Annotated in this window: 18 protein-coding genes; 14 read left to right on the top strand and 4 right to left on the bottom strand. The window is 69.7% G+C overall.

Going from position 1 to position 20134, the window contains the following annotated elements; translation table 11 throughout:
- Positions 1-15: 15 nt before the first annotated feature.
- A complete protein-coding gene (locus E3U26_RS09940; RefSeq protein WP_499104770.1) occupies positions 16-942 on the bottom strand; it encodes an FAD:protein FMN transferase in 927 nt (308 codons plus the stop codon).
- Entirely contained in the window at positions 939-2984 is a 2046-nt protein-coding gene (locus E3U26_RS09935; RefSeq protein WP_116223286.1) for a NosR/NirI family protein, read from the bottom strand. The genes E3U26_RS09940 and E3U26_RS09935 overlap by 4 nt, the downstream gene beginning before the upstream one ends.
- Before the next feature lie 126 nt (positions 2985-3110).
- Between E3U26_RS09935 and E3U26_RS09930 the strand changes: the two genes are divergently transcribed.
- The 11 genes from E3U26_RS09930 to katG all read left to right on the top strand — a co-directional run bounded on the left by E3U26_RS09930 (position 3111) and on the right by katG (position 14516).
- Entirely contained in the window at positions 3111-4901 is a 1791-nt protein-coding gene (locus E3U26_RS09930; RefSeq protein ID WP_243783571.1) for a nitrite reductase, read from the top strand.
- Positions 4902-4965: 64 nt separating this feature from the next.
- Positions 4966-5826, top strand: a complete 861-nt coding sequence (cobA, locus tag E3U26_RS09925; protein WP_243783570.1) for a uroporphyrinogen-III C-methyltransferase — start codon at positions 4966-4968, stop codon at positions 5824-5826.
- Entirely contained in the window at positions 5819-6130 is a 312-nt protein-coding gene (locus tag E3U26_RS09920) for a c-type cytochrome (protein WP_036751969.1), read from the top strand. Before cobA ends, E3U26_RS09920 begins: the two co-directional genes overlap by 8 nt.
- Positions 6127-7278, top strand: coding sequence for a cytochrome D1 domain-containing protein (locus tag E3U26_RS09915; RefSeq protein WP_243783569.1), 1152 nt, complete (start codon positions 6127-6129; stop codon positions 7276-7278). The genes E3U26_RS09920 and E3U26_RS09915 overlap by 4 nt, the downstream gene beginning before the upstream one ends.
- A 1-nt stretch (position 7279) precedes the next feature.
- Positions 7280-8254: a siroheme decarboxylase subunit beta gene (gene ahbB, locus E3U26_RS09910; RefSeq protein WP_243783568.1), complete on the top strand. Its 975-nt coding sequence runs from the start codon at positions 7280-7282 to the stop codon at positions 8252-8254.
- Positions 8251-8724 carry an Lrp/AsnC family transcriptional regulator gene (locus E3U26_RS09905; protein ID WP_214273327.1) on the top strand — a complete coding sequence of 158 codons (474 nt, stop codon included), beginning with the start codon at positions 8251-8253 and terminating at the stop codon, positions 8722-8724. Before ahbB (E3U26_RS09910) ends, E3U26_RS09905 begins: the two co-directional genes overlap by 4 nt.
- The gene (ahbB, locus tag E3U26_RS09900) at positions 8721-9203 is read left to right on the top strand and encodes a siroheme decarboxylase subunit beta (RefSeq protein WP_243783567.1); all 483 of its coding nucleotides are present in this window, start codon (positions 8721-8723) and stop codon (positions 9201-9203) included. The genes E3U26_RS09905 and ahbB (E3U26_RS09900) overlap by 4 nt, the downstream gene beginning before the upstream one ends.
- A gap of 12 nt (positions 9204-9215) precedes the next feature.
- Positions 9216-10439 (top strand): heme d1 biosynthesis radical SAM protein NirJ, encoded by a 1224-nt coding sequence (gene nirJ, locus E3U26_RS09895; RefSeq protein ID WP_243783566.1) that lies wholly within the window; start codon positions 9216-9218, stop codon positions 10437-10439.
- Complete coding sequence (locus E3U26_RS09890; protein ID WP_243783565.1) at positions 10414-11868, top strand: nitrite reductase; 1455 nt, start codon at positions 10414-10416, stop codon at positions 11866-11868. Before nirJ ends, E3U26_RS09890 begins: the two co-directional genes overlap by 26 nt.
- A complete protein-coding gene (locus tag E3U26_RS09885; RefSeq protein WP_243783564.1) occupies positions 11825-12091 on the top strand; it encodes a hypothetical protein in 267 nt (88 codons plus the stop codon). The genes E3U26_RS09890 and E3U26_RS09885 overlap by 44 nt, the downstream gene beginning before the upstream one ends.
- Before the next feature lie 253 nt (positions 12092-12344).
- The gene (gene katG / locus E3U26_RS09880; protein WP_243783563.1) at positions 12345-14516 is read left to right on the top strand and encodes a catalase/peroxidase HPI; all 2172 of its coding nucleotides are present in this window, start codon (positions 12345-12347) and stop codon (positions 14514-14516) included.
- A 492-nt stretch (positions 14517-15008) separates the two neighbouring features.
- Here katG and E3U26_RS09875 read toward each other — a convergent pair whose 3' ends face one another.
- On the bottom strand, positions 15009-15137 hold the full coding sequence (locus E3U26_RS09875; RefSeq protein ID WP_276241697.1) for a hypothetical protein: 129 nt from the start codon (positions 15135-15137) through the stop codon (positions 15009-15011).
- A 196-nt stretch (positions 15138-15333) separates the two neighbouring features.
- Complete coding sequence (locus tag E3U26_RS09870) at positions 15334-17535, bottom strand: primosomal protein N' (protein ID WP_243783562.1); 2202 nt, start codon at positions 17533-17535, stop codon at positions 15334-15336.
- Positions 17536-17786: 251 nt separating this feature from the next.
- Between E3U26_RS09870 and fsa the strand changes: the two genes are divergently transcribed.
- From fsa to E3U26_RS09855, 3 genes are read left to right on the top strand one after another with little or no spacing between them, the layout of a single operon-like run.
- A complete protein-coding gene (fsa, locus tag E3U26_RS09865) occupies positions 17787-18440 on the top strand; it encodes a fructose-6-phosphate aldolase (RefSeq protein WP_036751998.1) in 654 nt (217 codons plus the stop codon).
- Positions 18440-19150 (top strand): DUF484 family protein, encoded by a 711-nt coding sequence (locus tag E3U26_RS09860; protein WP_214273331.1) that lies wholly within the window; start codon positions 18440-18442, stop codon positions 19148-19150. Before fsa ends, E3U26_RS09860 begins: the two co-directional genes overlap by 1 nt.
- The gene (locus E3U26_RS09855) at positions 19147-20085 is read left to right on the top strand and encodes a tyrosine recombinase XerC (protein ID WP_243783561.1); all 939 of its coding nucleotides are present in this window, start codon (positions 19147-19149) and stop codon (positions 20083-20085) included. The genes E3U26_RS09860 and E3U26_RS09855 overlap by 4 nt, the downstream gene beginning before the upstream one ends.
- Positions 20086-20134: the final 49 nt, after the last annotated feature.

Raw genomic sequence — 20134 nt, 5'->3', positions numbered from 1 at the left:
GATCATTGATGAAAGTCAAGCGAGGCAAAAGCTTGAGGTCTTGCCGGGAAATTCCGCATGCGGCGCGGGGATCGCCAGCTCGATCCGGCAACCCGGCAGGCGCGCCAGCGCCGCGCAGGCGGCCTCGGGCGGCATCAGGCAAAGCGCGGTCGAAAGCCCGTCGGCCAGGGCGGCGCTGTCGGCGCTGACCGAGATCGTGTCCCAAGGCGGCGCCCCGCCGTCCGGCGCCAGGATATGCGGCAGGCCGCGCGGGCCGATCAGCGTGCCGCCGGGCGACGAGGTCGCCAGCGCCCGGTCGCCCAGCCGGATGCGGCGGTGTTCGCGCCCTGCGGCATCGGCCAGCCCCACCCGCCAGCCGCCCGCACCCAAGGCCCGCATCTCGCCCGCGTCGATCAGCAGGTCGGTCAGGCCGTGGCGCGCGGCCGCCTCGGCCAGCCTGTCGGCGGCCCAGCCCTGCGCCAGGCCGTTGAAGGTCAGCGCCATGCCGGGGCGGGCCAGCCGCACCTCGGCCCGCGACCAGGCGACCGAATCCCAGCCGGCCAGGGCACGGGCCGCGGCCTCGTCCCCGCCCTGCGCCCGCGTCAGCCACAGCGGCTGCACGGTGGGGTCGAAGGCGCCGCCGGTGGCGCGATGCAGCCGGTCGGACAGGGCCAGCAGCTCGACCATGCCGGCGGCGGGAAAGCGCAGCCGCCCGTCGCGGTTCAGCCGCGCCAGGTCCGAATCGCGATGCAGCGAGAACAGGTTTTCGACCTGGGCCAGCAGCCGCGCCGCCTCGGCAAAGAAGCCGCGCGCCTGCGCCGGGCCTGCGCCATGCAGCCGCAGGGTGACATCGGCACCCATGGCGCGGCCCCGCCATTCCTGGGAAGGCGCGGCGGGTGCGGCGCCTGCCATGCCGGGCAGCGCGGCGCAGGCGGTCAGCAGCAGGAAGCGACGGCGGTTCATGGCGCATCTCCGGTCGGGGCGGGGCTGCGGGCGCGGCGCTTGAGCACCGGGCAGGTGCCGGGGTCGTTCATCACCACCTGGCAGCGCAGGCACAGCACGCATTCGTTGGGGTTGATCCGGCCCAGCGGGTCGATGGCGCCGACGGTGCATTTCGTCTCGCACAGCCGGCATTCGCGGCCGCATTGCGGGCGGCGCTTGAGCCAGTCGAAGATCTTCAGCTTGGCCGGGATCGCCAGCCCCGCGCCCAGGGGACACAGGTAGCGGCAATAGAACCGCTCGATGAACAGCCCGCCCGCCAGCACCGCAAGCGCGAACAGCACGAAGGGCCAGGCGCGCAGGAAGCGCATCGAGATCGCGGTCTTGAACGGCTCGACCTCGGCCAGGATCAGCGCCTGCTCCATGCTGTAGAAGCTCAGCGCGACGATGGCGACGAACAGCGTATACTTGATGACCCATAGCCGCTCGTGCAGGGCCTGGGGCACGGCGATCTGCCGCACCCCCAGCCGCTGGGCGGCGGCGTTCATCAGCTCTTGCAGCGCGCCGAAGGGGCACAGCCAGCCACAGAACACGCCGCGGCCCCAGAACAGCAGCCCCAGGGCGACGGCGGACCAGATCAGGAAGATGATCGGCTCGATCAGGAAGGTCTCCCAGCGAAAGCCGGACAGCAGCGCGTTCAGGAAGGCCACCACCTGCACCACCGAAAGCTGGCCGTTCAGCCCCCAGCCCAGCACGAAAAGCGTGGTGGCCAGAAAGCCCAGCCGCACGCGCCGCCACAGCATCGGCCGGCGCACCAGCGCCTCTTGCCCGAACAGGATCAGCGCCAGCACGAACAGCATGGCGCCGACGATGGCGATGCCGGGGATCTTCTTCAGCCAGAACTCCTGCCACAACGGGACGGCGGGGGCCTCGGCGACGGCATAGGCCGCGGGCAGGCGGATGGTGGCGCGGATGGGCAGCGCGCCTTCGCCCCCCGCGGCCAGCGGCCGGGTCGCCGTCACCACCAGGTCGAAGGGCCGGCGCGGGTCGATGCCGCCGGCGGCAGGGTCGATGTTCAGCCGGAACAGGCTGATTTCCTTGAAGGCCGGTGCGTCGGCCAGCGCCAGCGTCTCGGCCATGACGAAATCGCCGTCGCCCGGCTCGATCCGCAGCGCGCCCTGTTCGAAGGCGATGCGCTCGAACCGGCCCGAGCGGCGCCATTCCGTGCCGCGCGGGCTGTAAAGGCCGCGCGACAGCACCGCCACCAGCGCCTGTCCCGGCTGCAAGGCGCCCACGGCGGCGGTGAAGTCCTGCGCGCCCAAGAGGTTGCGCCCGACGGTCGGCGGGTCGATCAGCCCGGCATAAAGGTCGAGGAACGGCGCCTCCGATGGCTCGACCGGCACCTTGGCGCCGGCAAAGGCCCGCGCCGCCTCGGCCATCGAGACCGAGGCATGGCCGAATGCCCCCTCGGCCAGCAGTTCGGCCCAGGTGGCGGGGCGGTAGCCCACGCGGTCGATGCCGCCGCCGCCCAGCCCCTGCGCCTGCGCCAGCACCCGGCCGCTGCGCAGGATGCCGTCGCGAATCACCCCGGTCGAGACCGTCGCGCGCGAGATCACCGGCGGCAGCCCGCGATCCCGCCCTTGGCCCTGCGACAGGTCGACGCCGCGGAACCCGTCCACATAGGCGGCGATATGCGCCTGCGAGATCCCGAGGCTCAGCACCGGCTCGGTCTGGCGCACCAGCCTGGCGCCGGCGATGACCCCCTTGGGCGTGACCGCGACCAGCACGTCCAGCGGCTTGCCGGAATAGCCGGTTGTCGCCGCGATCTCCCAGGTCGAGCCGATCATGCCCAGCGCCCGGCCGTCGCGGCTGACGCTCCAGCCCGGCACCGGGGTTTCGCGGCGGTCCAGGACCACCGGCCCGTCGGCGCCGAACAGCGCCTGCGCCAGCCGCGCGTCGGGGGCGGCGGGCGGTTCGGCCCAGGCGGGCAGAATCAGCAGGACCAGCGCCAGGAGCGCAGCCAGCAGGCGGCAGGGTGCAACAAGATATTTGACGGGCATCGCCATCCGCATCCCAGGGTTTTCCTGCTGATCGCGCGAATGCCGCAGCCCGGCCTTAACAATGGTCAAAGCCTTGCGCGCAAATTCCGCACAGGAACGACGGGAACGCGCGCCAGCAAATAGGAAAGCCAGATGAGACAAAGGACTCCATTCGCCAGACCCGGCCTTCTGGCCTCGGCAGCCCTGGCCCTTGTCCTTGGGCCGCTTGCGGCCTCCGCACAGGAACAGGCCGCCCCGCCAAAGGATCCAGCCGCCGCGCTGGAGGACCACAAGACCCGCACCGACAACCGCTACGAGCCCTCGCTGGACAACCTTGCGCAGCAGGACGTCGCGGCGCCGGGCGCCCCCGAGGGCGTCCCCGCCCTGTCCGATGCCCAGTATAACGAGGCCAACAAGATCTATTTCGAACGCTGCGCCGGCTGCCACGGCGTCCTGCGCAAGGGCGCGACCGGCAAGGCGCTGACCCCCGACCTGACCCGCGAGCTGGGCTTCGACTACCTGCAAAGCTTCATCACCTACGGCTCGCCCGCGGGGATGCCGAACTGGGGCACCTCGGGCGATCTTTCGGCCGAGCAGGTCGACCTGATGGCGAACTACCTGCTTCTTGACCCGGCCGCGCCGCCGGAATTCGGCATGAAGGAGATGCGCGAATCCTGGAAGGTGCATGTCGCGCCCGAAGACCGCCCCACCCAGCAGGAAAACGACTGGGATCTGGAAAACCTGTTCAGCGTCACCCTGCGCGACGCCGGCCAGATCGCGCTGATCGACGGCGCCACCTACGAGATCAAGTCGGTCCTCGATACGGGCTATGCGGTCCATATCAGCCGGCTGTCCGCCTCGGGCCGCTATCTGTTCGTGATCGGCCGCGACGGCAAGGTCAACATGATCGACCTGTGGATGAAGGAGCCCACCACCGTCGCCGAGATCAAGATCGGCTCGGAGGCGCGTTCCATCGAGACCTCGAAGATGGAGGGCTGGGAGGACAAATACGCCATCGCCGGGGCCTATTGGCCGCCGCAATACGTCATCATGGACGGCGAGACGCTGGAGCCGAGAAAGATCCAGTCCACGCGCGGCATGACCTATGACGAGCAGGAATATCACCCCGAGCCGCGCGTCGCCGCGATCCTGGCCAGCCACTACCGGCCCGAGTTCATCGTGAACGTCAAGGAAACGGGCAAGATCCTGCTGGTGGACTATACCGACCTCGACAACCTCAAGACCACCGAGATCAGCGCCGAGCGCTTCCTGCACGACGGCGGCCTGGACGGCTCGCACCGCTACTTCATCACCGCGGCGAACGCCCGCAACAAGCTGGTGGTGATCGACACCAAGGAAGGCAAGCTGGTCGCGATCGAGGATACCGGCGGCCAGACCCCGCATCCGGGCCGCGGCGCGAACTTCGTCCACCCGACCTTCGGGCCGGTCTGGGCGACCTCGCACATGGGCGACGATTCGGTGGCGCTGATCGGCACCGATCCCGAGGGCCATCCCGACAATGCCTGGAAGATCCTGGACAGCTTCCCGGCGCTGGGGGGCGGCTCGCTGTTCATCAAGACGCACCCGAATTCGCAATACCTCTATGTCGATGCGACCCTGAACCCCGAGGCCGAGATCTCGGGCTCGGTCGCGGTCTTCGACACCAAGGCGATGACGGGCGACGGCGCGGACCCCGAGTTCACCACCCTGCCCATCGCCGAATGGGCCGGCATCACCGAGGGCCAGCCCCGCGTCGTGCAGGGCGAGTTCAACAAGGACGGCACCGAGGTCTGGTTCAGCGTCTGGAACGGCAAGGACCAGGAATCGGCGCTGGTCGTGGTGGACGACAAGACGCTGGAGCTGAAGCACGTCATCAAGGACGAGCGGCTGGTGACGCCCACCGGCAAGTTCAACGTCTACAACACCATGACCGACACCTATTGAGCGGTCACAACCCAGGTGGGGGCGTTCGCGCCCCCGCCCCGGCAGTATTTCAATGGGGTTCGACATGGCCGGCAAGACGGTGACGGGCGGCGCGGCGCCAGGCATGGCCGCGCGCAACTTGAACGATGCGGCAGCGGGCAAGGCACGGATGGGCAGGGTCGATCTGATCGGCGCCGGTCCGGGCGACGCCGAGTTGCTGACGCTGCGGGCGCTGCGGCTTTTGCAGCAGGCGGATGTGGTGGTGCATGACCGGCTGGTCTCGGACGAGGTGATGGCCTGCATCCCCGCCCATGTCCGGCGCATCCCGGTGGGCAAGGCGGCGGGCTTCCATCCCGTGCCGCAGGATGAGATCAACGCGCTTCTGGTCGAGCTGGCCCTGTCCGGCCTGGCCGTGGCGCGGCTCAAGGGCGGCGATCCGACCATCTTCGGCCGCGGCGGCGAGGAGTTCGAGGCCGTGACCCGCGCCGGCATCCCCTGCGACTATGTGCCCGGCATCACCGCGGCGCAGGGCGCGGCGGCTTCGGCCCGCTTTCCGCTGACGCATCGCGGGCTGGCGACCGGGCTGCGCCATGTCACCGGCCACCGGGCGCGGGACGCGGCGCTGGACCTCGACTGGGCCTCGCTGGCCGATCCGCAGACCACGCTGGCCGTCTACATGGGCGCGGCGAACATGGCCGAGATCGCGGCCCAGCTGATCCGCCACGGCATGCCGGCCGACCTGCCGGTGCTGGCCGTGTCGCAGGCCAGCACCCCGCAGGAACGGCGGCTGCGCGCCACGCTGTCGGGCATCGCCGCCGCCCTGGCGCGCGAGCCGCTGCCGGCGCCGGTGCTGTTCATGGTCGGCCATGTCGCGGCAATGGCCGAGGATTGCGCCCTGCCGCAGGGGCTTTACCGCCCGGAATGGCGGCTGGTGGCGCATGGCTAGGCTGGCGCTCCTGCTGGTGCTGCTGGCCGGGACCGCTGCGGCGGGCCCGCCCGATGCCGCGCGGCAGGACCAGCTGCGCCATCTGGTGCGGCAGGATTGCGGCTCGTGCCACGGGCTGCGGCTGACCGGCGGGCTCGGCCGGCCGATCACCGCCCAGGCGCTGGCCGGGCGCGATGCCGAGGATCTGAGCGGCGTGATCCTGGACGGCATGCCCGGCACCGCCATGCCCGGCTGGCGCCCGCTGCTGACCGAGGACGAGGCGCGCTGGATCGCCGATTACCTTCTGACGACGGAGACGCAATGATGCTCAAGCCATTCCTGGCCGCCCTGATGATCGCCAGCCCGGCGCTGGCCGACGAGTTGCGCGGCACCGGCGACCTGGGCCTGGTGGTCGAGCGCGAGGCCGGCTCGCTGCTGGTCGTGGACCGCAGCGAGCGCGCCGCGCTCGGCCGGATCGAGGGGCTGGGCGACCTGTCCCACGCGAGCCTGGTCTATTCCCCCGACGAACGCTTCGCCTATGTCTTCGGCCGCGACGGCGGGCTGACCAAGGTCGACATCCTGACCCGGCAGGTGGTCCGCCGCGTGGTGCAGGCCGGCAATTCCATCGGCGGCGCCATCTCGGACGACGGCCGTCTGGTCGCGGTCGCGAATTACGAGCCGGGCGGCGTCAAGGTCTTCGACGCCGAGACACTGGAGCTGGTGGCGGACGTGCCGATGGGCTCCAAGACCGTGGGCATCGCCGATGCGCCCGGCTCGCGCTTCGTGGTGGCTACCTGGGACACGGGCGAGGTCTGGATCCTCGACCATTCCGCCGATCCGGCGCAGCCTGCGGTGACGACGCTGGAAGGCATCGGCGCCAACCCCTATGACGCGCTGCTGACCGACGACGGGCGGCACTATATCGTCGGGCTCTTCGGCGAAAAGGGGCTGACGCAGGTCGACCTGTGGCAAGACCCGCCCAAGGTCACGCGCTTCCTGCCCGACTACGGCAAGGACCAGCCCGACCTGCCGGTCTACAAGATGCCGCATCTGCAAGGCTGGACCCTGGCCGACGGGCTTTTCGCCCTGCCTGCCGTGGGGCTGCACCAGCTGCTTTGGGTCGATGCCGACGGGCTGGCCGAGATCGGCCGCACCGAGCTGGCCGGCCAGCCGGTCTTTGCCCTGGCCCGCCCCGACAAGCGCGAGGTCTGGGTGAACTTCGCCCCGCCCGACAATGACAAGCTGCAGGTGGTGGACGTGCTGACCCACGAGGTTCTGGACACGCTGACCCCCGGCAAGGGCGTGCTACACATGGAATTCGCCCCCCGGGGGCGCGAGGTCTGGCTGTCGGTCCGCGACGAGAACCGGGTCGAGATCCGCGACACCCGCACCCGCGAGGTTCTGGGCGAGATCGAGGCCCGCGCGCCCTCGGGCATCTTCTTCACCGATCGCGCGCATCGCACGGGGTTATGACATGGATGATCTGGACCTGCGCCTGCTGGACGGTTTCCAGCGCGACCTGCCGCTGGAGACCCGGCCCTTCGCCGCCATCGCCCACCGCCTCGACACCAGCGAGGCCGAGGTGATCGCCCGCCTGACCCGCCTGCGCGACGAGGGGCTGATCGCCCGCATCGGCGCCACCTGCCGGCCGAACACCGCCGGCGCCTCGACGCTCGCCGCGCTGCGCGTGCCGGTGCGGCGCATCGACAAGGTCGCGGCACTGGTCGGGGCCGAGCCCGGCGTCAACCACGCCTATCTGCGCGAGGGCAGCGACTGGAACCTGTGGTTCGTCGCCACCGCCCCCGATGCCGCCGCGCTGGAGGAAAGCCTGGCCCGGATCGAGACGGCGACGGGGCTGCTGCCCTTGTCGCTGCCGCTGGTGCGGGCCTTCAACATCGACCTGGGCTTTCCGCTGCTCGGCCCGCGCCGCACCATGGCGCTGGACCGGCCCGCCGATCTGGCCGCGCTGCGCCCGCGCGACAAGGCGCTGATGCAGGCGCTGACCACCGGGCTGGCGCTGGTGCCGCGCCCCTTCGTCGCGCTGGGACAGGCGCTGCACCGCAGCGAGGCCGAGGTGATCTCGCGCATCCGCGCGCTGGCCGAGGCCCGCATCCTGACCCGCGTCGGCGTGATCGTGCGCCATCGCGCGCTCGGCTGGACCCAGAACGCCATGGTGGTCTGGCGCCTGCCCGAAGCCGCGGTCGAGGCCGCCGGCACGGCGCTGGCCGGGGTTCCCGGCGTGACGCTGTGCTATCAGCGCCGCTGCGTGCTGGGGCTGTGGAGCTGGCCGCTGTTCTGCATGATCCACGCCCGCTCGCGCGCCGAGGCGATGGAGGTGCTGGTCCAGGCCCGTGCCCTGCCCGAACTGCAAGGCGTGCCGCATCGCATCCTGTTCTCGACCCGCTGCTTTCGCCAGCGGGGCGCCGTCATCGCCGAGGTTGCCGCATGAGCCGCCAGACCCTGCCCCCCGAGGCGCTGGACGATACCGACCGCGCCATCCTGAACAGCCTGCAAGAGGGGTTTCCGCTGACCCCCCGCCCCTTCGACGATGCCGGCGCGGCGCTTGGCCTGACCGGCGCCGAACTGATCGAACGGCTCGAACGCCTGCGCGCGATCGGCGCCATCACCCGCTTCGGCCCGTTCTACGACGCCGCGGCGATGGGCGGGGCCTTCTGCCTTTGCGCGCTTTCCGCGCCGCAGGCGGATTTCGACCGCATCGCCGATCTGGTCAACGCCCATCCCGAGGTGGCGCATAACTATGCCCGCGACCATGCGCTGAACATGTGGTTCGTGCTGGCCACCGCCACGCCCGAAGCCATCGCCGAGACCGCCGGGCAGATCGAGGCCGAGACCGGGCTGACCGTCTGGCGCTTTCCCAAGCTGCAGGAGTTTTTCATCGGCTTTCGGGTGGCGGCATGACGGTCCTGGACGATACCGACCGCCGGCTGATCGCCGCGACGCAAGCCGGGCTGCCGCTGGTCGAGGCGCCCTACGCCCGGATCGCCGCCGACCTGGGCCTCACCGAGACGCAGGTCATCACTAGGCTGTCGATCCTGCATGCGCGCGGCGTGATCCGCCGCATCGCCATCGCGCCCAACCACTACGCGCTGGGAATGACCGCGAACGGCATGAGCGTCTGGGACGTCGAGGACGCGCAGGCGGCCGGCCTTGGCGAAAAGGTGGGCGCGCTGGATTTCGTGACGCATTGCTACCTGCGGCCGCGCGCGCCGGTCTGGCGCTACAACCTGTTCGCCATGCTGCACGGCCAGAGCCGCGCCGAGGTCGAGCAAAAGCGCGCCCAGGTCCGCGCGCTGCTGGGCGCCGCCTGCCGGGCCGACGACATCCTCTATTCCACCCGGATCCTGAAAAAGACCGGCCTGCGCCTGAAGGACGGCTAAGAAAGGCAAACCATGTTCCGCCTGACCCAATACATGCAGCAGCTTCTGGACCCCTCGCCGCCGCGCCGCCGCAGCCGGCCGGATGCGGTCCGCCCGGTGGTGATCTGGAACCTGACGCGCAGCTGCAACCTGAAATGCCGCCATTGCTATACCGTCTCGGCCGACCGGCCGTTTCCGGGCGAGCTTTCGCATGACCAGGCCATGGCGGTGCTGCGGGATCTGTCGGATTTCCGCATCCCGGCGCTGATCCTGTCGGGGGGCGAGCCGATGTCGCGCTTCGACTTCTGGGAACTGGCGGCCGAGGCGCGGCGGCTGGATTTCCGCCACCTGTCGCTGTCCACCAACGGCACCAAGATCAATGCGCAGAACGTGGACCGGCTGGCCGGGCTGGGCTTCGACTATGTCGGCATCTCGCTGGACGGGATCGGCGCGGTGAACGACTGGTTCCGCGGCGTCGAGGGCGCCTTCGACCAGGCGCTGGCCGGCGTGCGCGCCTGCAAGGCGCAGGGCGTCAAGGTGGGCCTGCGCTTCACCATCACCGAGGGCAATGCCCATCACCTGCCCGCCATGCTGGACCTGTGCCGCGACGAGGGCGTGGACAAGTTCTACCTGTCGCATCTGGTCTATGCCGGGCGCGGCGACAAGCACCGGGGCGAGGATACCGAACATGCCCGCACCCGCCGCGCCATGGACCTGCTGATCGCCCGCGCCTGGCAGGCGGTCGAGCGGGGCGAGCCGCTGGAGGTCGTCACCGGCAACAACGACGCCGATGCGGTCTATTTCCTGCGTTGGGCCGAGACGCGCTTTGCACCCGCCGCCGTCGCGCATCTGCGCGCGCATCTGGAAGCCTGGGGCGGCAATTCCTCGGGGCTCGGGGTCGGCAACATCGACCCGCAGGGCCGCGTCCATCCCGATACCTATTGGTCGGACTATACGCTGGGCTCGGTCAAGGAACGGCCGTTTTCCGCGATCTGGACCGGGGACGACCCGATCCTGGCCACGCTGCGCACCCGGCCGCGGCCGCTGAAGGGGCGCTGCGGCGCCTGCGCCTATCAGGCGGTCTGCGGCGGCAATACCCGCATCCGCGCGCTGCAACTGACCGGCGATCCATGGGCCGAGGATCCGGCCTGCTATCTCTCGGGCTCCGAGATCGGCGCCGAGGGCGCCGACCAGGGCCGCCTTGCCGTCACGCCTTTCCGGGGAAAAAGCCATGATCCGGCCCATCGTTTCCTTTAGCCTGCTGCTTGCCCTGCCGCTGATGGCGCAGGCCGACCCGGCCGCCGATTACGCCGAACATTGCGCCGCCTGCCATGGCGAGGACCGGCTGGGCGGCACCGGCCCGGCGCTGATCCCCGAGACGCTGGGGCGGGTGAAGGGCATCGACGCGGTGATCGCCCAGGGCCGGGTCTCGACCCAGATGGAGGGCTTTGCCGACCGGCTTTCGCCGGAAGCCATCACCGCGCTGGTGGACTACGTCACCGCACCGTTGGACCACCGCCCGGACTGGAGCGCCGAGCAGATCGCCGCCAGCCGCGAGATGAATGCCGACTACCACCCCGCGGACAAGCCGGTCTTTGCCGCCGATCCGCTGAACATCACCCTGGTGGTGGAAACCGGCGACCATCACGTCAGCGTGCTGGACGGCGACACGTTCGAGGTCCTGGACCGCTTCGCCACCCCCTTCGCCGTGCATGGCGGGCCGAAGTTCAGCCCCGACGGGCGCTTCGTCTACATCATGTCGCGCGACGGCTGGGTGCAAAAATACGACATCTGGTCGCTGGCCGAGGTCGGCCGCATCCGCGCCGCGCTGAACAGCCGCAACATCGCCATCAGCCCGGACGGCCAGCGCATCGCGGTCGCAAACTACCTGCCCGAAAGCCTGACCATCCTGGACGCCGACCTGAACCCGTTGCGGCTGATCGAGACCGAGGTCGGCGGCACCCCCAGCCGGGTCAGCGCCGTCTACCAGGCGCCGCAGCGCCGCAGCTTCGTGCTGGCGCTGAAGGACGCACCCGAGATCTGGGAGGTGGCGACCGCCGACCTGGCCATCCGCCGCATCCCGATCGACGAGCCGCTGGACGATTTCTTCTTCTCGCCCGACTACCGCCAGCTGATCGGCGCCAACCGGGCGGGCGACAAGGGCGTGGCGATCGACCTGGACGACGGGCACAAGGTGGCGGAACTGCCCTTGCCGGGGATGCCGCACCTGGGCTCGGGCATCACGTGGGAACGGGGGGGCCGCCGCGTCATGGCCACCCCGCATCTGGGCGAGGGGGTGATCTCGGTCATCGACATGCAGGACTGGAGCCTGGTCAAGCAGATCAAGACCGACGGCCCCGGCTTCTTCCTGCGCGGCCATGCCGCCAGCCCCTATGTCTGGGCGGACGTCTTCTTCGGCCCGCACAAGGACGAGATGCATGTCATCGACAAGGAGACGCTGGAAATCGTCAAGACGCTGGCGCCCTTTCCCGGCCAGACCTTCGCCCATAGCGAATTCACCCGCGACGGCAGCCATGTCCTGGTCTCGTTGTGGGAGGACGAGGGCGCGGTCGTGGTCTATGATGCCGGGACGCTGGACGAGGTGAAACGGCTGCCGATGCGCAAGCCTTCGGGGAAATACAATGTCTGGAACAAGATCACCTTCGAGGACGGAACCAGCCACTGACGGCTGGCCGGCCTGGAAACTGGCGCTGCTGTTCTATCCCTTCGCGGCGGCGGCGGTCTGGATCAACCTGTTCATGCTGTCGCTGCTGACAAGCTGGCTGGGCCTGCCGGTGCTGGCACCCGCCAAGGCCGCCGGCGCCGCGCTGCTTCTGGGCGTGCCGGCGGGCTGGGCCTCGGGGCGCTGGATCCGCAGCCTGATGGACCGCGCCCGGCCGCGCGACTGACCCTTTTCACCGGAAAGGCGGCCCCCTGCGCCCGGCCGGCGCAAGGGGGCGCGAAACTGCGGCACCCTACATAATAAAAAGTTATTAAAACTATTAAAATTTATAAATTCCAACAATTTCTGAAGCTGCTAGAACCTGTCTCCAGAAGGTGCGTAGATTCGAAAGAGCCATCCGTCGCAGCCACAAGACGGCCGCGATCCGCACCGGTCTACCAGCGCCGCCCCGCGGCGCGGCCCAGCAAAGGAGAGCTAGCATGGACGGCAACGATATTCCCTCGGCGGGCAAATGCCCCGTCATGCATGGCGGCAACACCGCCATGGGAACCTCGAACATGGACTGGTGGCCGAATGCGCTGAACCTGGACATCCTGCACCAGCATGACCGCAAGACCAACCCGCTCCAGGACTTCGACTATCGCAACGAGGTGCGCAATCTCGACTTCGACGCGGTCAAGCGCGACCTGCATGCGCTGATGACCGACAGCCAGGACTGGTGGCCGGCCGACTGGGGCCATTACGGCGGGCTCTTCATCCGCATGTCCTGGCACGCCGCCGGCACCTATCGCATCGCCGACGGCCGCGGCGGCGGCGGCACCGGCAACCAGCGCTTCGCCCCGATCAACTCGTGGCCCGACAACGTCAGCCTGGACAAGGCGCGCCGGCTGCTGTGGCCGATCAAGAAGAAATACGGCAACCGGCTGAGCTGGGCCGATCTGATCATCCTGGCCGGCACCGTGGCCTATGAGAACATGGGCCTCAAGACCTATGGCTTCGCCTTTGGCCGCGACGACATCTGGCACCCCGAGAAGGACACCTACTGGGGTGCGGAAAAGGAATGGCTGGCGCCCTCGGACGAGCGTTACGGCGACGTGAACGACCCCACGACCATGGAAAACCCGCTGGCCGCGGTGCAGATGGGCCTGATCTACGTCAACCCCGAGGGCGTGAACGGCAACCCCGATCCGCTGAAGACCGCAGCCCAGGTGCGCGAGACCTTCGCCCGCATGGCGATGAACGACGAAGAAACCGTGGCGCTGACCGCGGGCGGCCACACCGTCGGCAAATGCCACGGCAACGGCAAGGCCGAACTGCTGGGCGCCGACCCGGAAGCGGCCGATGTCTGCGAACAGGGCCTGGGCTGGGCCAATTCCAACAAGTCGGGCAAGGGCCGTTATACCATGACCTCGGGCATCGAGGGCGCCTGGACCACCCATCCGACCCAATGGGACAACGGCTTCTTCTACCTGCTCTTCACCTATGACTGGGAGCTGCGGAAATCCCCCGCCGGCGCCTGGCAGTGGGAGCCGGTCAACATCAAGGAAGAAGACAAGCCGGTCGATGTCGAGGATCCCTCGATCCGCTACAACCCGATCATGACGGATGCCGACATGGCGATGAAGATGGACCCGATCTATCGCGAGATCTCGCTGCGCTTCTACAACGACCCGGACTATTTCTCGGAAGTCTTCGCGCGGGCCTGGTTCAAGCTGACCCATCGCGACATGGGGCCGAAGGTGCGCTATATCGGCCCCGAGGCGCCGACCGAAGACCTGATCTGGCAGGATCCGGTGCCCGCCGGCAACCGCGAATGGAACATCGCGGGCCTGAAGGCGCGCATCGCCGAAAGCGGGCTGACGGTGGCCGAGATGGTGGCGACCGCCTGGGACTCGGCGCGCACCTTCCGCGGCTCGGACAATCGCGGCGGCGCCAATGGCGCGCGCATCCGCCTGGCCCCGCAAAAGGACTGGGAAGGCAACGAACCCGACCGGCTGGCCCGTGTGCTGGCGGTGCTGGAGCCGCTGGCGGCCGAGTTCGGCGCCAGCCTCGCCGACACCATCGTCCTGGCCGGCAATGTCGGCGTGGAACTGGCGGCCAAGGCGGCGGGCTATGAGGTCGAGGTGCCCTTCTCGCCCGGCCGCGGCGACGCCACGGATGCGATGACCGATGCCGACAGCTTCGCGGTGCTGGAGCCGATCCACGACGGCTATCGCAACTGGCTGAAAAAGGACTATATCGTCGCCCCCGAAGAGCTGATGCTGGACCGCACCCAGCTGATGGGGCTGACCGCACCCGAGATGGTGGTCCTGGTCGGCGGCATGCGGGCCATGGGCACCAATCACGGCGGCACCCGCCACGGCGTCTTCACCGACCGCGAAGGCGCGCTGACCACGGATTTCTTCGTGAACCTGACCGACATGGCCAATACCTGGGCCAAGGCCGGCGACCACTACGAGATCCGCGACCGCAAGACCGGCGTGGTGAAATGGACGGCGACGCGGCTGGATCTGGTGTTTGGCTCGAACTCGATCCTGCGCTCCTATGCCGAGGTCTATGCCCAGGACGACAACGGCGGCAAGTTCGTCGCCGATTTCATCGCCGCCTGGGTGAAGGTGATGGAGGCCGACCGCTTCGATCTGCGGTCGTAACCGGACTAAACCCCTGGGCGGCGCCCGGCGACGCTTGCCCAGGGGTTCGGTAGTGGTAACGATTGCAGCCCCAGGGACCAACGGTCCCTGGGGATTTTTCATGCCGCGATCGGTACGACCCCGCGCCCGCCCGGTCCGGCCCATCTGGAGCCGGAGATCATGCAGGCTCGCCGGTCTTTCGCGGCCGGGCCCCGATCCGCGATCTCGGCGCTGCAGGAAAGCTCGCGGGGAGTATTTGCAGAACGAAGAAGATGCGGGCCGGGCGCTGCATCGGCCAGCCGCTTGCGCCGGTCATGCGAGCCGCCGCAGGGCCGGGGCGCGGCTTGCGCTTGCAGAAAGCTTTGCGGATCGATGTCCACCGCCAGCCGCAGATTGGCTGGGTGCTTCGGCGCCAGACCCAGCCATGCGAAGAAGATGCGGGCGGGCGCTGCATCGGCCAGCCGCTTGCTCTGGTCATGCGAAACCGCCGCAGGGCCGGGGCGCGGCTTGCGCTTACAGAAAGCTTTGCGGATCGATGTCCACCGCCAGCCGCAGATTGGCTGGGTGCTTCGGCGCCAGACCCAGCCATACGAAGAAGATGCGGGCGGGGCGCTGCATCGGCCAGCCGCTTGCGCTGGTCATGCGAGCCGCCGCAGGGCCGGGGCGCGGCTTGCGCTTGCAGAAAGCTTTGCGGGTCGATGTCCACCGCCAGCCGCAGATTGGCTGGCGGCTTCCGCGCCAGACTCAGCCATACGAAGAAGATGCGGGCGGGCGCTTTGTCGGCCAGCCGCTTGCGCCGGTCATGCGAGCCGCCGCAGGGCCGGGGCGCGGCTTGCGCTTACAGAAAGCTTTGCGGGTCGATGTCCACCGCCAGCCGCAGGTTTGTGGGCGGCTTCGGCGCCAGGCCCAGCCATTGCGAGATCGCGCCTTGCAAGGGTGCCTGCCGCGGCGCCCGGATCAGCATCCGCACCCGGTAGCGCGCGCGGATGCGGGCGATGGGCGCGGGCGCGGGACCGAAAAGCTCGGCGCCGATGGCGCGCAGGGGCTCGGCGCGGCGGGCCAGCTCGCGGGCGTAATCCTCGACCACGGGCTGGTCGGGATGCGACAGGATGATCCCCGCCAGCCGGCCGAAGGGCGGCATCCCCGCCGCCTGGCGCGCCGCCGCCTCGGCATCCCAGAACGCCTCGTCCTCGCCCGACAGGATGGCGCGGATCACCGGGTGGTCGGGCTGGTAGGTCTGCAACAGCGCCAGCCCCCGCGCATCGCCGCCCTCGCGCCCGGCGCGGCCGGCGACCTGCCGCATCAGCTGGAAGCTGCGCTCGGCCGCGCGCAGGTCGGCGCCTTGCAGGCCCAGGTCGGCGTCGATCACGCCGACCAGCGTCAGGCGCGGGAAGTTGTGGCCCTTGGCGACGATCTGCGTGCCGATGATGATGTCGGTGCCACCTGCGCCGATCTCGGCGATCGCCTCCTTCAAGGCCCGCGCCGAATGGAACAGGTCCGAGGACAGCACCGTCGACCGCGCCTCGGGGAAGCGCTCGGCCACTTCCTCGGCCAGCCGTTCCACCCCCGGCCCGATGGCGGTCATCTTGCCCTCGACCCCGCAGCTGGGGCAGGCCACCGGGATCGGCTTGGTCGCCCCGCATTGGTGGCAGACCAGGCGGTTCTGGAAGCGATGCTCGACCATGCGGGCGTCGCAATGGTCGCAGCCGATCTGCTGGCCGCAGGCGCGGCAGGCGGTGATCGGCGCATAGCCGCGCCGGTTCAGGAACAAGAGCGACTGCTCGCCCCTGTCGCGGCGCGCCGCGATCTCGGCGGCCAGGCGCGGGCTGATCCAGCGGCCCTTTTCCATCTCTTGCTGGCGCAGGTCGATGGTGCCCATCTCGGGCAGGTCCGCCGTGCCGTAGCGGGCGCGCAGGTCCAGGCGGCGATATTTGCCGGTGGCCGCATTCACCCAGCTTTCGACCGAGGGCGTGGCCGAAGCCAGCACCACCTGCGCCTGCTCGACGCTGGCGCGCAGCACCGCCATGTCGCGGGCGCTGTAATAGACGACATCCTCCTGCTTGTAGCTGGAATCGTGTTCCTCATCGACGACGATCAGGCCCAGGTCGGCAAAGGGCAGGAACAGCGCCGAGCGCGCGCCGACCACCAGCCCGACATGGTTCTGCGCCGCCATGGTCCAGAGCCGCCGCCGCTCGCTGCGGGTGATGCCGGAATGCCATTCGCCGGGCCGGGCGCCGAAACGCGCCTCGACCCGGTCCAGGAACTCGGCCGAAAGCGCGATCTCGGGCAGCAGCACCAGCGCCTGCCGGCCCTGCCGCAGGCATTCCGCCACGGCTTCCAGATAGACCTCGGTCTTGCCCGAGCCGGTGACGCCGCGCAGCAGCGTGGTGCCATAGGCGCGGCTGCGCAAGGCGTCGCGCAGGGCCTCGGCCGCCTCGGCCTGGTCGGCGGCCAGCGGCTTGCCCGGCAAGGCGGGGTCCAGCTGCGGATAGGGGGTGTCGCGCGGCGCCAGCACCTCGGCCAGCGTGCCGGCCTTGACCAGCCCCTGCACCACGCCCGGACTGACCCCGGCCAGCTGCGCCAGCTCGCCGGGCGCAAAGCCGGCGCCGCCGTGATCCTCGATCACCCGCAGCACGGCGGCGCGGGCATCGGTCATGCGCGCGGGCACCGGCCCGGCGCGATGGATGATGCGCCGGGCCGAGGGCGGCTGGTCCAGGTCCGGCGCCCGCGTCGCCATGCGCAACAGCGAGGGCAGCGGCGTCAGCGTGTATTCGCCCATGCGGGTCAGGAACTCGATCATCCCCGGCGCCAGCGGCGGCGCATCGACCAGCCGCGCCACCGGCCGCAGCCGCGCCGCATCGAAATCGCCGACACCCGGTCCCCAGACCGCACCCATCACCCGGCGCGGACCCAGCGGCACCACCACCAGCTGGCCCAGCCGCACGCCGCCCTCGGGCGCGAGATAGTCCAGGACCCCTACCACCTCTTGCGTCAGCACCGCGATGCGCGCGCCATGGGGATAGAAAAGCGGCGGGGACATCTCAGACCGGCAGCAAGGCCCAGCCGATCAGCAGCAGCAGCGGCCAGTTGCCCACCAGCAACGGTCCGGCGGCCAGGGCCGGCAACAGGGCGACGAGATCGGGCTGAAAGGCTTCCAAGTCATTCTCCGGTTGCATGCGGCGGGGATAGTGGCATGCAAGACCTCTGCCCCGCAAGCCGCGCGGCCCGGACTTCACGCGCGGGCTGTTATGCGCTAAACCCACGGCAAAACCGCAAGAAGGGCTTCCCCGCATGAAATTCTTTGTCGATACCGCCGACGTCGCCGCCATCCGCGAGCTGAACGACCTTGGCATGGTGGACGGCGTCACCACCAACCCGTCGCTGATCCTGAAATCGGGCCGCGACATCCTGGAAGTCACCAAGGAGATCTGCGACATCGTCGAGGGTCCGGTCAGCGCCGAGGTCGTCGCCGCCAAGGCCGAGGACATGATCCGCGAGGGCGAGCACCTGGTGAAGATCGCCCCGAACATCACCGTCAAGGTGCCGCTGACCTGGGACGGGCTGAAAGCCTGCAAGGCACTGTCCTCGCAGGGCCACAAGGTCAACGTGACGCTGTGCTTCAGCGCCGCGCAGGCGATCCTGGCCGCCAAGGCCGGCGCCACCTTCATCAGCCCCTTCATCGGCCGACTCGACGACATCAACTTCGACGGCATGGAACTGATCGCCCAGATCCGCGAGATCTATGACAATTACGACTTCCAGACCGAAATCCTGGCCGCCTCGATCCGCTCGGTGAACCACATCACCGACGCCGCCCGCATCGGCGCCGACGTGATCACCGCGCCGCCCGCCGTCATCAAGGCGATGGCGAATCACGTGCTGACCGACCGGGGCCTGGAACAGTTCAACGCCGACTGGGCCAAGACCGGGCAGAAGATCGTCTGATGACCGAGCAGACTGCGGCCGAACTGACCGAGGACATCCGCGCCCGGCTGCTGGCGCAGCCCGAGCTGATCCTCTCCGACCGCGACCTGATGCGCGCGCTGATCGGCGCGCGCGAGGCCGAGGTGGGCGAGAACGTCATCGACATCCGCGGCCGCGCCATGCAGGCGCTGGAGGCGCGGCTCGACCGGCTCGAGGCGGCGCATGAATCGGTGATCTCGGCCGCCTATGACAACCAGTCGGGGATGAACACCATCCACCGCGCCGTGCTGTCGCTGCTGGAGCCGACGGATTTCGAGGAGTTCCTGGAAAACCTCGACATCGCCGTCGCGCCGATCCTGCGGGTGGAAACCCTGCGGCTGGTGATGGAATCGGGCGGCGAGGTGCCCGAGCCAGAGGACGGCAGCCCGCTGGTGATCGCCCCCGCCGGCACGGTGGCGCGGCTGATCTCGGGCGGGCGGCGGATGCCGCGCGGCGACGACATCGTGCTGCGCGGCGTCGTGCGCGAGACCCTGCCCTTCCATGGCGACGCCCGCGCGCCGATCCGGTCCGAGGCGCTTCTGCCCATCGACCTCGGCCCCGGCCGCTTCCCGGCGCTGCTGCTGATGGGCTCGGCCGATGTCGGGCGCTTCAACCCGGCCCAGGGCACGGATCTGCTGCGCTTCTTCGGCCAGGCGTTCCGGCTGGCGCTGATCTCCTGGCTCAGGAAATGACCGGCGGGGCCGAGCCTTTGGCGCTGGCCCCGGCCATGGCCGACAACCTCGCGCGCTGGCTCGACAGCGAGCGCGCGACGCGCGACCGTTCGGACCACACGATCCGCGCCTATCAGGCGGACCTGCTGGCCTTCCTCTCGTTCCTCGGCGGCTATCACGGCACACCCGCGCTGCCGGCGACGCTGGCCGGGCTGACGCAGACCGACATGCGCGCCTTCGCCGCCGCCGAGCGCGGCCGCGGCCTTTCGGCCCGCTCGCTGGCGCGAAGGCTCTCGGCCACGCGCAGCTTCATCCGCTGGATGGCCGACCGGCACGGCTTCGACGCCTCCAGGGCGCTGGCCTCGCGCAGCCCGAAATACACCCGCTCGCTGCCCCGCCCGCTGGCGCCCCAACAGGCGCAGGACGTGCTGAAGATCACCGCCGGCGCCCATCCCGAGGCCTGGATCGCCGCCCGCGACGCGGCGGTGCTGACGCTGCTCTGGGGCTGCGGGCTGCGCATCTCCGAGGCGCTGGGACTGAACGGCACCGACTGGCCCCTGCGCGAGGCGCTGACCATCCGCGGCAAGGGCGGGCGCGAAAGACAGGTGCCGGTCCTGCCCATCGCGCGCGAGGCCATCGCCGAGTACCTGCGGCTCTGCCCCTATTCGCTGCAAGCCAAGGAACCGCTCTTCCGCGGCGCCCGCGGCGGCCGGCTCAACCCGACGCTGGTCGCGGCCGCGATGCGCCAGGCGCGCCAGGTGCTGGGCCTGCCGCCGACGGCGACGCCGCATGCGCTGCGCCATTCCTTCGCCACGCATCTGCTGGCGGCGGGGGGCGACCTGCGCACGATCCAGGAACTGCTGGGCCATGCCAGCCTGTCCACGACCCAGGTCTATACCGGCGTGGACGACGCCCACCTGCTGGCCGTCTATCGCGCCGCCCATCCCCGCGCCTGAGCGGCTTCACCGTTTCCCGAATACTCAAGCCGCCGGCACAAACGGCTTC

The sequence above is a fragment of the Paracoccus ferrooxidans genome (genome assembly GCF_029909815.1).
GTDB classification, from domain to species: Bacteria; Pseudomonadota; Alphaproteobacteria; order Rhodobacterales; family Rhodobacteraceae; genus Paracoccus; species Paracoccus versutus.
Note: the sequence above shows the minus strand (reverse complement) of the source record. Positions and strands in the feature narration are given on the sequence as shown.